Raw genomic sequence first — 14,989 nt, forward strand, 5'->3', positions numbered from 1 at the left:
CTGACTAAAATAAACAGGAAAAACAGGAGAGGTTTTAACTTCCCCTAAAAAGACATGTACATAATGCATGGGTGGGAAGGAAAAAACAAGAATATGTAAACAATATTCTACAAAAAGATAGAAGACTGGGAGAGTTGAACGAAAAAATCAAGAGAAAAGCTTTGCTTTACGTGAGCTTTTCTCTTGATTTTTTAGAAAGAGGAACATTTACTGAATATCCCTAATAATAATCATGAGCCATTCATACATAAAGAGAATCCCCTGTCGGTGTGTACCGCAGGGGATTCTTTTATTAATCAAATTAAGCTCTTACTATTAGAAAACAGTAACTTAGTCTTTCAGTTTTGCTCTGATAAAGTCACGGTTCAAGCGGGCGATGTTGCTGATAGAGATGTTCTTCGGACATTCAGCTTCACAAGCACGAGTGTTTGTACAGTTTCCGAATCCCAGTTCGTCCATCTTTGACAACATAGCTTTTGCACGACGCAAAGCTTCCGGTTTACCTTGCGGCAGCAAGTTCAACTGGCTAACTTTTGCAGAAACGAACAACATAGCAGAACCATTCTTACATGCAGCTACACAAGCACCGCAACCGATACAAGAAGCAGCATCCATAGCTTCGTCAGCGATAGGTTTCGCGATCAGGATAGCGTTAGCATCTTGCGGAGCACCTGTGCGAACGCTTACATAACCACCAGCTTGCATAATCTTATCGTATGCAGTACGGTCTACCATCAAGTCTTTGATGACAGGGAAACCAGCCGAACGCCAAGGTTCAACAGTGATGGTATCACCGTCGTTGAAACGACGCATATAGATCTGGCAAGTAGTAGCACCTGTTGCAGGACCGTGCGGGTGTCCGTTGATGTAAAGAGAACACATACCGCAGATACCTTCGCGGCAGTCATGATCGAATACTACCGGTTCTTTTCTTTCGCTGATGAGCTGTTCGTTCAGAATATCCAGCATTTCGAGGAAGGAAGTATCACCGGGGATATCTTTCATTTGGTAGGTTTCAAAAGCACCTTTAGCTTTCGGACCAGCTTGGCGCCATACCTTCAGTGTAAATGATATATTTTTATCCATTTTCTTCTAATTCTTTTAAATGTTTAACTTCACCGATTAGCTCTTGTAGTTACGAGTCTGAACCTTGATAGCTTCGTATACCAGCGGTTCTTTGTGCAATACCGGAGCCTTTTCATCGTCACCTTGATATTCCCAGCATGCTACATAGAAGAAGTTTTCGTCATCACGTTTTGCTTCTCCTTCTTCAGTCTGGTATTCTTCACGGAAGTGACCACCACAACTTTCGTTACGGTTCAATGCATCGTAAGCAACAAGCTCACCCATTGTGATGAAGTCGTACAGACGGATTGCTTTGTCAAGCTCTACGTTCATACCTTCCTTAGAACCGGGGATAAACAAGTTCGTTTCGAATTCCTTGCGGATTTCTTTCAGTTCGGCGATACCTTTCTTCAGGCCTTCTGCCGTACGTCCCATACCTACATATTCCCACATGACATGACCCAGTTTCTTGTGGATAGAATCAACAGATTCTTTACCCTGGATGCTCATGAACTTGTCGATCTTAGCTTGAACAGCTTTTTCAGCTTCAGCGAATTCAGGAAGATCGGTAGAGAAACGAGGAACAGTGATCTGGTCTGCCAGATAGTTCTGGATGGTGTAAGGCAATACGAAGTAACCGTCAGCCAAACCTTGCATCAATGCAGAAGCACCGAGGCGGTTTGCACCGTGGTCGGAGAAGTTACATTCACCGATAGCGAACAGACCCTTGATAGTGGTTTGCAGTTCGTAGTCTACCCAGATACCACCCATTGTATAGTGGATAGCCGGATAAATCATCATCGGGTTATAATATTTCACACCACTGATTTCTTTAGCCAGTTCGCCCGGATTAACGTCAGTGATTTCTTCGTACATATCGAAGAGGTTACCATAACGTTGAAGAACAACGTCGATACCTAAACGGTTGATAGCTTCAGAGAAGTCGAGGAATACGGCCAAACCTGTGTTGTTTACACCGAAACCAGCGTCGCAACGTTCTTTAGCGGCACGGCTGGCAACGTCACGCGGAACCAGGTTACCGAATGCCGGATAACGGCGTTCCAAGTAATAGTCGCGGTCTTCTTCAGGAATATCACTTCCTTTGATTTCGCCTTTCTGAAGTTTCACAGCATCTTCTTTTTTCTTCGGAACCCAGATACGACCGTCGTTACGGAGAGATTCAGACATCAAAGTCAGCTTAGACTGCTTGTCACCATGTACCGGAATACAAGTCGGGTGAATCTGAACGTATGCAGGGTTAGCGAATACAGCACCCTTGCGGTAGCAAGAGATAGCAGCTGTACAGTTACAACCCATAGCGTTGGTAGACAAGAAGTAAGCGTTACCATAACCACCAGTAGCGATAACTACTGCGTGAGCGGCAAAGCGTTCCAGTTTACCTGTTACAAGATTTTTAGCGATGATACCGCGGGCACGTCCGTCAACGATAACCACATCCTGCATTTCATAACGGGTATACAGTTTTACAGTACCTGCGTTTACCTGACGGCTCAATGCGGAGTAAGCACCCAGCAGCAATTGCTGACCGGTCTGGCCTTTAGCGTAGAAAGTACGGGATACCTGTGCGCCACCGAAAGAACGGTTGTCCAGTGTACCGCCATATTCGCGAGCGAAAGGAACACCTTGTGCTACACATTGGTCGATGATAGCGTTAGACACTTCAGCCAAACGATATACGTTTGCTTCACGGGCACGATAGTCGCCACCTTTTACAGTATCGTAGAACAGACGGTAAACAGAGTCACCATCATTTTGATAATTCTTTGCAGCATTGATACCACCCTGTGCAGCGATAGAGTGTGCACGACGGGGAGAATCCTGAATACAGAAATTGAATACTCTGAAACCCATTTCACCAAGTGAAGCAGCGGCAGAAGCACCTGCCAGACCCGTACCCACAACGATGATGTCCAAACGACGTTTATTAGCGGGGTTCACCAATTTCTGGTGAGCTTTATAGTTGGTCCATTTCTCAGCCACCGGGCCTTCTGGAATTTTTGAATCTATCTTGATCATAATATTATTTACAATTTAATCATTTACAATTTACTATTTAGCAAGCACCGCCACAAATCAGTGTTTTCACGAAGAATACCACTACTACCAGTGCGAAACCGAGTACAACAATCGTAGAATAGATGTTAGAAATACATTTCCAACGATTGATCCATACTTTGTTGTTCCATCCCAGTGATTGCATAGAGCTCCAGAAACCGTGAGTCAGGTGGAACCACAAAGCAAACAGCCAAACGAGGTAAAGAACTACGTAAACCGGGCTAGAGAAAGTCTGCTGGATGTGATAAGCACCGTTAGCGGCATAAGCCAGCGTCAGTGTATCAGCGTGCATGCCCATGTTGTGCATCAGTTCCGGCAACTGCATTTTTGCCCAGAAGTTGAAGAGGTGCAAACCAAGACCTACGATAACGATCAGACCCAGCACCAACATGTTTTGAGATGCCCATTCTACAGTTTTTGGTTTGTCAACCACTGCATAGCGTTCGCTACCACGTGCTTTGCGATTCTGCATTGTCAGCCAGAATGCGTAGATGATGTGAATCACAAAAAGAGCGGCTAGTCCTGCGGTAGCCACTAACGCATACCAGTTTGCTCCCAGGAACTCACAAACCATGTTGTAACCATCAGCCGAGATGATTGCAACCAAGTTCATCGCCATGTGAAATGTTAGAAACAGGACAAGGGCGATACCGGTAACGCTCATCACCACTTTCCTTCCTACAGATGAATTACTTAACCACATAAATGATTGAATTTAAATTATTTAATTGTTAGAACTAAAATTTCGACGTTTTACACCTCTTACGGACTGCAAAAATAGGGGAAATAGATTGATTGAGCAAGGAATTAAAGAAATAATTCTTTAATCGCTAATCTTTCCGATTTTTTCACCATTGGCTGCTTTCTTGCGTAAGGCGCGTGGAGTGTCACCAAAAGAGTCTTTGCAGAAGTGCGCAAAGTGGGACAGAGAGTCGAATCCGTATCGGTTACATATCTCTGTGATTCGCATATTAGTGTGTTGGAGGTCATCCAGGATGCCTTCCCGTTTTTTCTCCAGTATCCATTCGTATACGGGGATTCCGTACATGTTTTTGAAGAGTCGGCGGAAGGTCGTGGTTGTGTAACCTCCCAGATGTGCAAATTCTTCCACACTTTTCACCTTGCTGTAATTTTGTATCACGAAGTATTGGAAGCTCTCCGTATAAGTACTGATCGGGTAGAAGAAAGTCTTTAATTGAGGTAGCGGATAGAAATTGGTAATCAGGAATACCAATTCCTTACATTTCAGTTCGATATATTTGCTGCAAGGAGATTTTTCATTGAGGAAGTCGGGCATACTGCTGATAAGGGAATGAATTCTTTCGCTCATCACCAGAGGGGTGTAGGTCAAGGGTGCTTCCGCTTGATCTTTTATCTCATTGTAACGGTCTTCGCAGAGTAGAGGGAGTTCGTTGAACCAGAATGTGATGTATTCAACGTCCGTAAGAGCCAGTATTTCTATTTTAGACCCGATGGCCTGTAGGATAAACTGCTTTTCGTGTAAGGTATTTCCCGGGTACTCTTCACTATTGATAAGTAATTCGCCTTTAAGCATGAAAAGCATACAATTTTGCGTGCACTTATCTTTAGGAATGTGTTCTCCTTTGGGTAAGTTCTTATATACGAGAGTGTTTTCAGTAGCTCTTGGACACCCTGTACAATTCTTATATTGTATACAAAATGAATCTTCTGGCATCGGTCTTATTCGTGAATTATTATCATCAGGGAACAAAGATAGGATTTTTTGTGTAAACTTGTGCTCTTTCTGTTGATTATTGGAAGTTATATAGTAATTTTTGAACATCATTTTATGCTGAGAGTGCATACTTTTGTGGTTGAAATTCATAAAATATTAATCGTTATGCTAATACCTAGAAAGATTATCTTTTCTTTGTTTCTGTTGGTCGGTGTATGTCTTTATGCACAACAGAAATCTTTTGTAAGTTCTTATGTGCGTGGAAATTTCTACAACAGGGGACGTGTCGCTACTGAAAGTCTGCGGGCAAGCGACGACCTTATTCTATTAAATGTCCATCCCAATAAGGACGGATCGCTCTCTTTTGAGAACCCTCGTGCATTTCAAGGTAAAGGAGTCACTACTTGGGAGGGATTGATAAAATCCATTCGTGCTGAGGTGAAAGGGACGAAGGCGAAAGTACGGATTGGAGCTTCCAGTGGTCAGTGGAAGGCGATGGTGGCTGATGAGACCGCCCGTACGGCATTTGCAAAAAATATAAAGAAAGTGCTCCAACAAAATAAGCTTGATGGCATTGACCTGGACTTTGAATGGGCGGAGAATGCGAAAGAATATGAGGATTACAGTTTGGCTATTCTCAAGATGAGGGAAGTGCTGGGCGATAAATACATTCTCAGCGTATCTCTGCATCCGGTTTCTTATAAGATAAGTAAGGAGGCGATTGCTGCCGTTGATTTTATTTCACTTCAATGTTATGGTCCTTCACCGGTTCGTTTTCCGGTAGAGAAATATTGTTCGGATATACAGATGGTATTGAAATATGGTATTCCGAAAGAGAAGCTGGTGGCAGGAGTTCCCTTTTATGGAGTGACAAAGGATAACTCGAAAAAGACTGAAGCTTATTTTAGTTTTGTGCAGAATGGGCTGATTACGAGTCCGGCAGAGAATGAAGTAAATTATAAAGGAGAAGTGTATGTGTTTGACGGGCAAGATAATATCCGTATCAAGACACGTTATGCGAAAGAGCAGGGCTTGAAAGGAATGATGAGTTGGGACTTGGCTACAGATTTGCCGTTGGATAACAGCCAATCATTGCTTAAAGCCATGATTGAAGAATTGAATAAAGAGTAGAGTCGTAGACTGTAATTGTCATTTAAACGCAGATTCTCGCAGATTTGAATATCAGTTCTTTGCGAGAATCTGCATTTAGTTTTTTATACCTGCTTTATCTGTTTCAGATAATCTGAGGGTGAGACACCGAATTCTTCTTTAAAGCATTGGCGGAAATAGCCTGTACTGTTCATTCCTACTTTATAGGCAATTTCAGATATATTAAACTTCCCTTCGAGCAACAGCCGTTCCGCATTCTGCATTTTCACCTTCCGGATATATTCGTTGGTTGAAAGTCCGGTAAGTGCTTTCATTTTCCGGTAAAGAGTGGAACCGCTCATACACATCTTGTCGGAAAGATAAGTGATGTCAATCTTCTCTGAAGAGAGGTTTTCTTCGATTAAAAGAGTTATTTTCTCAATAAACTCATTATCCAGCTTGCTTAGAGCCTCGGCTATTATGATACGTTTCTCGTTCAAATCCGTCTGATTACCCGAAACAGGCTGTGCTTGGAATTGGGTAATCAGTTTCTTTCTCGATTCGAGTAGATTATTGATTCGGCTGCGCAAAAGAGAAGCGCTGAACGGTTTTGTCAGGTAAGAGTCAGCGCCTACCTCATAACCTTCTTCTTTGTCCTGTAGCGAATCTTTAGCTGTCAGCAGAATAATAGGAATATGGCTGGTACGTACATCCTCCTTTAACTGCCGACATAGGGTAATACCATCCATTATAGGCATCATAATATCGCTGACAATGATATCCGGGATGTGGCTGAGCGCCTGTTGTTTTCCTTCTTCTCCATTATCGGCTGTGATTACCGCAAAAGAGTCGGAGAAGGATTCGGCAATGTATTTCTGTATTTCTTCATTATCTTCTACAATCAGTAAGATCGGTTTGCCATTGTCTACTGTAGGTTCTGAAGTGTTTTCGGAGGTCGTTGCTTGGGCAGTATCCTCTTTTGCCGCAGGTTCGGTAGAGTCGGTGTGCAAGGCGTTGGGATAGATATTATCCGTCAAGAGGCTGATGCAGAAAGTGCTGCCTTCGTTTTGCACACTTTCTGCACGGATTTCTCCTTCATGCAGCTCTACGAGATTCTTTACCAAAGCCAGACCAATACCGGTTCCTGATGCCTGATGTTTGCCGCTTTCCTGATAGTAACGGTCGAAAATATGTGGCAGTGCTTCGGCGGAAATTCCGTATCCCGTGTCGCTTACTTTAATTTCCGTATATGCCACCTCATTGCGCACGGTCTGATACAGGCTTAGGGTAATACATCCTTGTTCCGTATATTTGATGGCATTGGAAATCAGATTGTCCAATACGATGGTGACGATTTCCTTGTCAAAGAAAAGAAGCATTTCTTCTTTTTCTATCTGAATTCGGAAATCAATCTTTGTCTTTTGATTCAGTTCTTTGTATTTGAGACCTATTTCATAGATCAAAGGGGCGATGTTGCCTTTGCAGACACACAGCCTTTTGTTTTGTGTCTCTGTCTTTCTGAACTCCAATATCTGATTGATGAGGTTGAGCAGGCGTAATGCACTTTGGTGGATGACCGACAATTTCTGAGCTTGTTTTACCGGGAGTGAGGTATCCTTTTGCATATCCTCCAGCGGACCGAGAATCAAGGTTAGCGGTGTACGCAGTTCGTGTGTGATGTTGGTATAGAAACGCAGGCGTTCCTGATTTAATTCTTGTTCTTGTTCGTGATTCTTCTTTTCCAATGTGTAAAGGCTTTCCAAATCCAGCTTTTTCTTATATGCGTGAAGGATGAGATATACAATGCCGGCAGATATCAGGACATAGATAAGCTTTGCCCACCAGGTGAGCCAAAGGGGCGGGTTAATCCGGATAGTCAGGGAGGTGGCTTCTTCCGGCCATTCCTGGTTGTGAATGCGCGCTTTGATAAGAAACTCATATTTTCCGGGAGGAATGTTCCGGAATGTCACGCTATTGTTTTCATTGACTGTGTACCACGAATTTTCTAGTCCTTTCAGCATATACACATATTCCACTTGATTGACCAGAGAGTAGTTTTGTACGTTGAATGTCAGCCCGAAGCTATTTTGTGCATGGGTCAGTTCAACCTGTTCTCCTTTGGATACATTGATGAACAGGTCATTATTTTCGAGATTGCTCAACCGTCCCAGTACTTTCATTTCGGTGATGATAGCCGACGGATTGGCTTGGTCGTTCATGGTGATATCCGGATCGAAACAACATACTCCGTTGATTGAACCGAAATAAATCAGTCCGTTCTTGTTTTGCGTTACGCAGCCGCTTGAGAAACTGCCTGCCGGGACATCGTCCGAATGACCGTAATTGTAGAAGCAGTTTTTATCCGTGACGTAGCAACTGATTCCTTTATTATTACTGAACCAGATATTACCTTTCTTATCTTCCGTTATGGCACAAATATTGGTATTGAGTAAGCCATCTTTCCGTTGGTAAGTTTTATAGGTCAGTGCGTCGGTTGACGGGAAGCATACCAGTCCTTCTCCTGTCCCCATCCACATTCTTTTCTGTCTGTCTTGTATGATCTGGTTGATGGTGTTGGAGCAGAAACCTTCCCTTTGTACGAAGGTTTGAATCAATTGCAGGTCCGGACTGTATACTCCAAGTCCGTCTCCGAAAGTACCGATCCAGAACCGGCCTTTCTCATCCTGTGCGATGGCACGTACAAAGTTACTGTGCAATTCGCTGTTTCCCGTATGATAATGCCGGATGATTTCCATGTTCAGAGGATTCAGTACGATGATTCCTCCACTGTATCCTACCCAGATATTATGTCGGGAGTCTTCGTAGATTGTACGGACATCCTGATTGGATTGTCCCATCAGAGAGATGGAACGGAAAGTTCTGTTGCGGCTGTCATAGTAACTGATTCCTCCTTGGAAAGAACCGAACCATAAGTTGCCTTTAGAGTCTTGCAGGGAAGTGAGTATAAAGTTTGAAGGAATTTCTCCGGTTTCTTTTTTATAGATAGCGGTGCGCTTGTCCCCTTCAAATACATTGATTCCTCCTCCGTCCGTCCCGATCCACACCCGTCCTTGTCTGTCTGTGCAAAGACTGCTTGCCACTTTGTTATTCAGGCTGTTCTCATTGCCGGGAATGGGAGAGTAGCTCAATGTTGTGAATAAAGGAGGGGTACTGCTGATGAAATTGATTCCTCCTCCCCACGTCCCTATCCAGATATTGTCAAAAGAATCTTGGAATATGCATCGGGCACTTGCATTGGAGAGACTTCGGTTATCATCTCCTTCTTGTATATATTCGAGGGAGATCTGGTCCGGTGAAAGAAACATACTTTGCTTTAGATCCAGTATGGTAATGCCATTCAGCTCGGAGGCTATCCATAGTTTGCTGTCATTTAGTTGTTTGATGGCGAGTATGCGGTTACATAAGGCTTCGTGCTTGTCGTTTTTGTTATTCTTGAAGGTGATAAAGTTACTATCGGCAGCGTTGAAGAGAGCCAGTCCTTTGTCTGTTCCCAGCCAGATATTCCCGTTTGTGTCTTTGGTGAGACATCGTACATCATTTCCGGGCAGGCTCATCGGATTATCCGGTTCGTGTCGGAAGTTTTTTACACTTTTGTCTTTCAGCGAGAGAATGCTGAAACCACCGCTAACATGGCCGATATATAAATTTCCGCCTCCTCCGTCCAATACGGTCCATGTTTGTTCGTCGGGCAAGCCGGGAATTGTGTTTTTATTGTAATGGGTAAATTGTCCGCTGTTGATGTCGAGATATTCTATACCTCTATAATAGGTACTGATCCACAGTCCGTCTTCGCTTTGTGTAGAAGGGGCAATGTCTGTTACGTCATTGGTTATCAGGCTATGCGGATCCTCCGGATTGTGCAGGTAGGGAGTGAATACCTGTTTGTCATAATTATAGGCATTTAATCCGTCACGTTGGGTCGCTATCCATATCACAGGACGTTTAGTGTCGGCATACACCCGGTTAAGTTCATTACCGGTGATTCCCTGACTGTTTTGTGAGGGGTCATTCTTATAATAGGTGATGAAGTGGGTTCCATCGAACTTGTTAAGCCCTTCTTCTGTAGCGAACCATAGGAAGCCTTGTTTGTCTTGTGTAATGCTAACTACATAATTATTAGACAGTCCTTGTTCGATTCCCAACCGTTTTACGGAATAAGTTTGTGCTGCCGACTGATAAACGGACAGCAAGAATAAAAATAAAATAGAAGCAATGTGTCTTTTCATAACTCGTGCCTATTCGTTTCATTTACAGGCTCAAAAATAGAAATAAATATTTTATTTAGAGTATGTAAATCGTGCATTGCATGATTTATGTAGCTTCTCTGCATGATTTTTATCGGTTGTATGTATCTTATTCACTTATATTTGCATTGTGAAAGCAGACGATTGGTTCTGTCTTTCACGATAAACCGATAAGTTTTAATCATTAAATACTATTATTATGAGAGCAAAATTCTTGCATGGTGCAGTGTTATGGACTTTTCTTTTTGCTGCAACGTTGACTACCGGGTGTAGTGACGATAATGACTACAAAGATGTAGACGGGCAGAAACCAGTTGTAGAGTTGATTGCCGATCATATCCATGTTGATCCGGGCAGTGAGTTAACGTTGACTGCTACCATTACTGATGCAGATGGTATTCGTTCTATCAGATTACAAAATGCTGAACTTTATTTGGATAAAACTATTGATTTACTTAGCATTTATGGTGAACCATTATATTCTTATGAATTAGAATATGCTATTACTCTTTCTGAAAAACTGCCGAGAATGGCTGATTATCCGATTATAGTTACTATTACAGACGTAGGAGGGCGTTCAGTTGAACATACCATTATGGTTTCAACGGATAATGATTCGGAAAAACCGACAATCAAATTTGCAGCAGAGGGTGAGTTCACAACTTTGACAGCGGAGGATGGAACCGTTCCGTTCCACTTTATAGTAGAGGATGAACAGGCCTTAGATTATGTAGAAGTAAGTATTCCGTCCTTGGAGTTGGTTGAGAAAGTAGATGCGGAGGGAAAAACTAAATTTGATGGTGTGGTGAGACTTCCAATTGCGCAATCGGGAACTTATGATGTAAAACTAAAGGTCGTTGATAAATTTGCTAATGAAGAAACTACTACTACATCTTATACAGTCAAAGTGGTGGCGGAAATGCCGGATTTTCAGAAAATGTATCTTAGTGATGTTGAGGATGCCAGCCAGTTGACTTCTGATGTGTTTGGTGTTCCGATGAGAATTGAACGTACGGGAGCATATACTTATAAGGCGAATTATTATTCGCAGAAAGCAGGGACGGAGATTTATTTTATTCCTCAAAAGGCAGATATTTATCCGATTTGCTTTGGTAGAGACCCCAATAATCTTAATAAATTAGTCTCTGATCCGAGTATTGCTGAACCGATAGTCCTTGAACAGGCTAATGTATATTATGAAATAACTTTCAATATATCAGATAACTCATATTCAATGAGTACTTATTCGATTGAACAGGCGATTGATCCTGCGCCGCATGAATTTGGCTCAATTTCTTTAGATACGTGGAATAATGGTGGTTCATGGCTCCAAGAGTTTTATTTTGGTTATATGACAGATGCTCCTAAGAATATCCAGAGATTTGAGCAAGATAACATTAATCCTCATTTATTTTATCTTAAATCATTGTCACTTAAGGCAAATACGCAGATGAATTTTATAATTCATAATTGGCACCATGATAACTGGTGGGATTATTGTGCATGGTATGTTGATAAATCGGAAGGAGCAGATGCCGTTTATGACCCTGAAGTTTTCGGATATTTTAGTGATGAAAATGCGGTGCATGTAAATCCGGCTTGGCAAGGGACTATGTTGACCAGACAAAATAAAGACTGGGCAAAGCCAACGGTAAAGACAGCCGGAGATTATAAACTTATATTTGACGCTCATCTCGGAAGGGTTAAGTTGATTCCTGTTGATAACAAGTAACATTAAATTTAATATGAAAAAGCAGATATTATTATTGTGTCTCGCATTAATAAGCTTATGTGGCTATGCGCAGAACATTACTGTAAAAGGCGTTGTGACTTCGGCTGCGGATAAGGAGCCGATGATCGGTTTGACAGCCTTGATAAAGGGTACGACAAACGGTACCGTGACCGATTTGGACGGTAACTATACATTGAATAATGTGCCTAAGGACGCAATTGTGGTTTTCTCCATGATTGGATATAAAACACAGGAAATTAAAGTGAACGGACGTACTACAATTAATGTAGTGATGCAAGATGATACGCAAGCATTGGATGAAGTTGTAGTCATCGGTTATGGTGCAGTGAAGAAGGGTGACTTAACCAGTTCCATTGCAGCTATCAAAGGTGACGAACTAAAAACGTTGAGTTCCGGTAATGCAATGAACTCTTTACAGGGGAAAATCAATGGCGTACAAATATCAAGTGCAGGTGGTCCCGGAACAGTTCCCCGCGTCATTATTCGCGGTGTGTCTACAGTCAATGGATCCAATCCGTTGTATGTAGTTGATGGAATGCCGGTAGGAGATAATATAAACTTCCTTGATCAGAATGATATTGAATCGATGCAGGTTTTGAAGGATGCTTCTGCTTCTGCTATTTATGGTACCCGTGGTTCGAATGGTGTTGTTTTAATTACCACGAAGAAAGGAACAAAGGGGGCAACCAAATTCACTTTTACAGCTTCAGCAGGTTTCCAAACATTAGAGAAACCTGATATGGCAAAAGCTTCCGAGTATGAATATGTATTGAAGTCAAGATACATTAATGACGGTAATGTGCCTATGTATGTGGGGTATAATGGCATTACTGATGCTGAAGGAACGGATTGGTGGGATGAGACGATGAGGAAAACGGCATTGATTCACAATTATAATTTAAGTTTCTCCGGTGGAACGGATAAACTTCTTTATTCGGCAAGTATTGGTTATTTCGGACAGGATTCTCAATATAAAATAGGAAATTGGCAAAAGTTTACAGCTCGTTTTAGTATGGAATATACTTTTAACAATATTGTAAAGGCCGGTATTGATTTTACTCCCAAGTATGAAAACTGGAAAGACACTCCCGACTTGATAGGATCTATCATGGCTATGGACCCTACTACTCCGGTGATGCGTCCTGAAAGTGAATGGACGGATAATGAATATGATAATTATTCCCGTTCTCATAACAGCCAAGTATGGAATCCGGTAGCTAATATGGCACGTATGGCGAAGAATACGGATGAATATGGCTTGTTGGCTACTCCGTTTATCAATATAGAACCGATTAAAGGGTTGATCTTTCGTTCACAATTGGGATTGAATGCTCGTTTCCGCTTATATGATGAATTTACTCCGACATTTGATATTGATAATTTGGAGCGTGCGGAAACCAGCGTGGCAAAAAGGGAAATGAAGAATTGGATAGACTGGAACTGGACAAATACGTTGACATGGATAAAGTCGTTCAATCAGAAACATAATCTGAATATAATGGCAGGTTATACTATGGAGCGTTTCCAACACTATTGGCTGACAGGCTCACGTGACGGAATTCCTACGAATGACGAACTTCTGCAATATGTCAGTGCAGGTACAAAGAATCAGCAGGCTTCCGGAACTAATTCCTACTCTTCATTGATTTCTTATCTGGGACGTGTGATGTACAATTACAACGATCGTTATTACCTTACAGCCTCTGTACGTGTGGATGGTTCTTCTAAATTCGTAAAAGGGAATAAGTATGCAACTTTCCCGGCTGTATCCGGAGCGTGGCGTGTTACTGGTGAAGAGTTTATGAAAGACCAGCATATTTTTGACAATCTGAAAATCCGTGCTGGTTGGGGACGGGTAGGTAATCAGTCTATTGATGATTCGGCTTATGCTTCTACAGTCGGTACAACTGATTATGTGTTCGGTCAGGAAGGTAATCGCGAGATAGGTACAAGTGTAACTGCTATCGGAAATACGAAAGTACAATGGGAAACAGTAGAAGACTTCGGAATCGGAGTGGATATGGGCTTTCTGAATAATCGCTTGACGGTAACGGCAGACTGGTTTCAAAAGAAGTCACATGATATGTTGATGAAGCGTGATAACCTGTTGATATTGGGTTATCCGATGTGGAACGGACAGATGTGGGAGAATATTGGCAGTATGAAAGCTACCGGTTGGGAATTGTCCATCGGTTGGGAAGACCGTCAAGGAGATTTTACTTATGGTGTCGGTTTGAATTTATCTTCTGTAAAGAACAAGGCCGAAAAACTGATGGGACAACCTCTTTATACGGGTGGATTTAATGGTGATTATATTATTCGTAACGAAGAAGGCGGAGAAATCAGCCGCTTCTATGGATATGTTGTAGATGGGATCTTTCAGAATCAGACGGAGGTCAATGCGCATACCGATGAACATGGAAAAATAATTCAGCCTAATGCCGTACCGGGTGATTTCCGTTTTAGGGATCTTAACCATGACGGTGAGCTGGATGATAAAGATAAAACTTATATTGGTTCTGCTTTCCCTGATCTGATGGTAGGTCTGAATGCTCATCTTTCTTACAAGAACATTGATTTCCTGGCTAATTTTTATGGTACTTTTGGAAATGATATATTCAACACTACGTTAGGACGTTATTCCGGTGCCGGAGGCGAGAATGTATATGCGGGAACTTATAATAAAGTTTGGCACGGAGAGGGAACGAGTAATTTCTTACCTCGTTTGTCTGTGAATGATTCGAATATGAACTACAAGCGTCCGTCTAGTTTCTTTGTTGAAGATGGTTCTTATATGCGTTGTAAACTTTTGCAGATAGGCTACACCCTGCCCAAGAATTGGACGAAGGGATTCAGCTTGAGGCTATCATTCTCCGCACAGAATCCGTTTACAATTACAAAATACTCCGGTATGGATCCAGAAACCGCCTCATTAGGAACGAAAGGTAATGTGACGGAATCCGGTATCGACTGGGCAGGTTATCCGAATCCTCGTACTTATCTGTTCGGACTGAATCTAAATTTCTAATTTAATATATAAACTAG

8 protein-coding genes are annotated in these 14,989 nt (G+C 42.2%); 3 read left to right on the forward strand and 5 right to left on the reverse strand.

Annotation, left to right across the window (positions count from 1 at the left end):
- Positions 1–330: 330 nt before the first annotated feature.
- The 4 genes from BACFIN_RS19210 to BACFIN_RS19195 all read right to left on the reverse strand — a co-directional run bounded on the left by BACFIN_RS19210 (position 331) and on the right by BACFIN_RS19195 (position 4,837).
- Complete coding sequence (locus BACFIN_RS19210; RefSeq protein WP_007747474.1) at positions 331–1,086, reverse strand: succinate dehydrogenase/fumarate reductase iron-sulfur subunit; 756 nt, start codon at positions 1,084–1,086, stop codon at positions 331–333.
- 36 nt (positions 1,087–1,122) lie between these two features.
- A complete protein-coding gene (locus tag BACFIN_RS19205) occupies positions 1,123–3,102 on the reverse strand; it encodes a fumarate reductase/succinate dehydrogenase flavoprotein subunit (RefSeq protein WP_007747475.1) in 1,980 nt (659 codons plus the stop codon).
- Positions 3,103–3,139: 37 nt separating this feature from the next.
- Entirely contained in the window at positions 3,140–3,844 is a 705-nt protein-coding gene (locus tag BACFIN_RS19200) for a succinate dehydrogenase/fumarate reductase cytochrome b subunit (protein ID WP_007747481.1), read from the reverse strand.
- 120 nt (positions 3,845–3,964) lie between these two features.
- Positions 3,965–4,837, reverse strand: a complete 873-nt coding sequence (locus BACFIN_RS19195) for a helix-turn-helix domain-containing protein (RefSeq protein ID WP_032839052.1) — start codon at positions 4,835–4,837, stop codon at positions 3,965–3,967.
- 165 nt (positions 4,838–5,002) lie between these two features.
- Here BACFIN_RS19195 and BACFIN_RS19190 point away from each other — a divergent pair, with 165 nt between their 5' ends.
- Entirely contained in the window at positions 5,003–5,968 is a 966-nt protein-coding gene (locus BACFIN_RS19190) for a glycoside hydrolase family 18 protein (protein WP_032839053.1), read from the forward strand.
- An 83-nt stretch (positions 5,969–6,051) separates the two neighbouring features.
- Here BACFIN_RS19190 and BACFIN_RS19185 read toward each other — a convergent pair whose 3' ends face one another.
- Positions 6,052–10,173 carry a hybrid sensor histidine kinase/response regulator transcription factor gene (locus BACFIN_RS19185; RefSeq protein WP_007747493.1) on the reverse strand — a complete coding sequence of 1,374 codons (4,122 nt, stop codon included), beginning with the start codon at positions 10,171–10,173 and terminating at the stop codon, positions 6,052–6,054.
- Positions 10,174–10,390: 217 nt separating this feature from the next.
- Between BACFIN_RS19185 and BACFIN_RS19180 the strand changes: the two genes are divergently transcribed.
- Positions 10,391–11,923, forward strand: coding sequence for a hypothetical protein (locus BACFIN_RS19180; RefSeq protein ID WP_007747500.1), 1,533 nt, complete (start codon positions 10,391–10,393; stop codon positions 11,921–11,923).
- A gap of 13 nt (positions 11,924–11,936) precedes the next feature.
- Positions 11,937–14,972 (forward strand): SusC/RagA family TonB-linked outer membrane protein, encoded by a 3,036-nt coding sequence (locus tag BACFIN_RS19175; RefSeq protein ID WP_007747503.1) that lies wholly within the window; start codon positions 11,937–11,939, stop codon positions 14,970–14,972.
- Positions 14,973–14,989 lie beyond the last annotated feature (17 nt).

Source organism: Bacteroides finegoldii DSM 17565 (genome assembly GCF_000156195.1).
In the GTDB taxonomy this organism is placed as follows: domain Bacteria; phylum Bacteroidota; class Bacteroidia; order Bacteroidales; family Bacteroidaceae; genus Bacteroides; species Bacteroides finegoldii.

Excerpts from the sequence above, each read along its gene's own strand:
- BACFIN_RS19210 (WP_007747474.1), bottom strand. The coding sequence starts at position 1,086 with ATGGATAAAAATATATCATTTACACTGAAGGTATGGCGCCAAGCTGGT.
- BACFIN_RS19205 (WP_007747475.1), bottom strand. The coding sequence starts at position 3,102 with ATGATCAAGATAGATTCAAAAATTCCAGAAGGCCCGGTGGCTGAGAAA.
- BACFIN_RS19200 (WP_007747481.1), bottom strand. The coding sequence starts at position 3,844 with ATGTGGTTAAGTAATTCATCTGTAGGAAGGAAAGTGGTGATGAGCGTT.
- BACFIN_RS19195 (WP_032839052.1), bottom strand. The coding sequence starts at position 4,837 with ATGCCAGAAGATTCATTTTGTATACAATATAAGAATTGTACAGGGTGT.
- BACFIN_RS19190 (WP_032839053.1), top strand. The coding sequence starts at position 5,003 with ATGCTAATACCTAGAAAGATTATCTTTTCTTTGTTTCTGTTGGTCGGT.
- BACFIN_RS19185 (WP_007747493.1), bottom strand. The coding sequence starts at position 10,173 with ATGAAAAGACACATTGCTTCTATTTTATTTTTATTCTTGCTGTCCGTT.
- BACFIN_RS19180 (WP_007747500.1), top strand. The coding sequence starts at position 10,391 with ATGAGAGCAAAATTCTTGCATGGTGCAGTGTTATGGACTTTTCTTTTT.
- BACFIN_RS19175 (WP_007747503.1), top strand. The coding sequence starts at position 11,937 with ATGAAAAAGCAGATATTATTATTGTGTCTCGCATTAATAAGCTTATGT.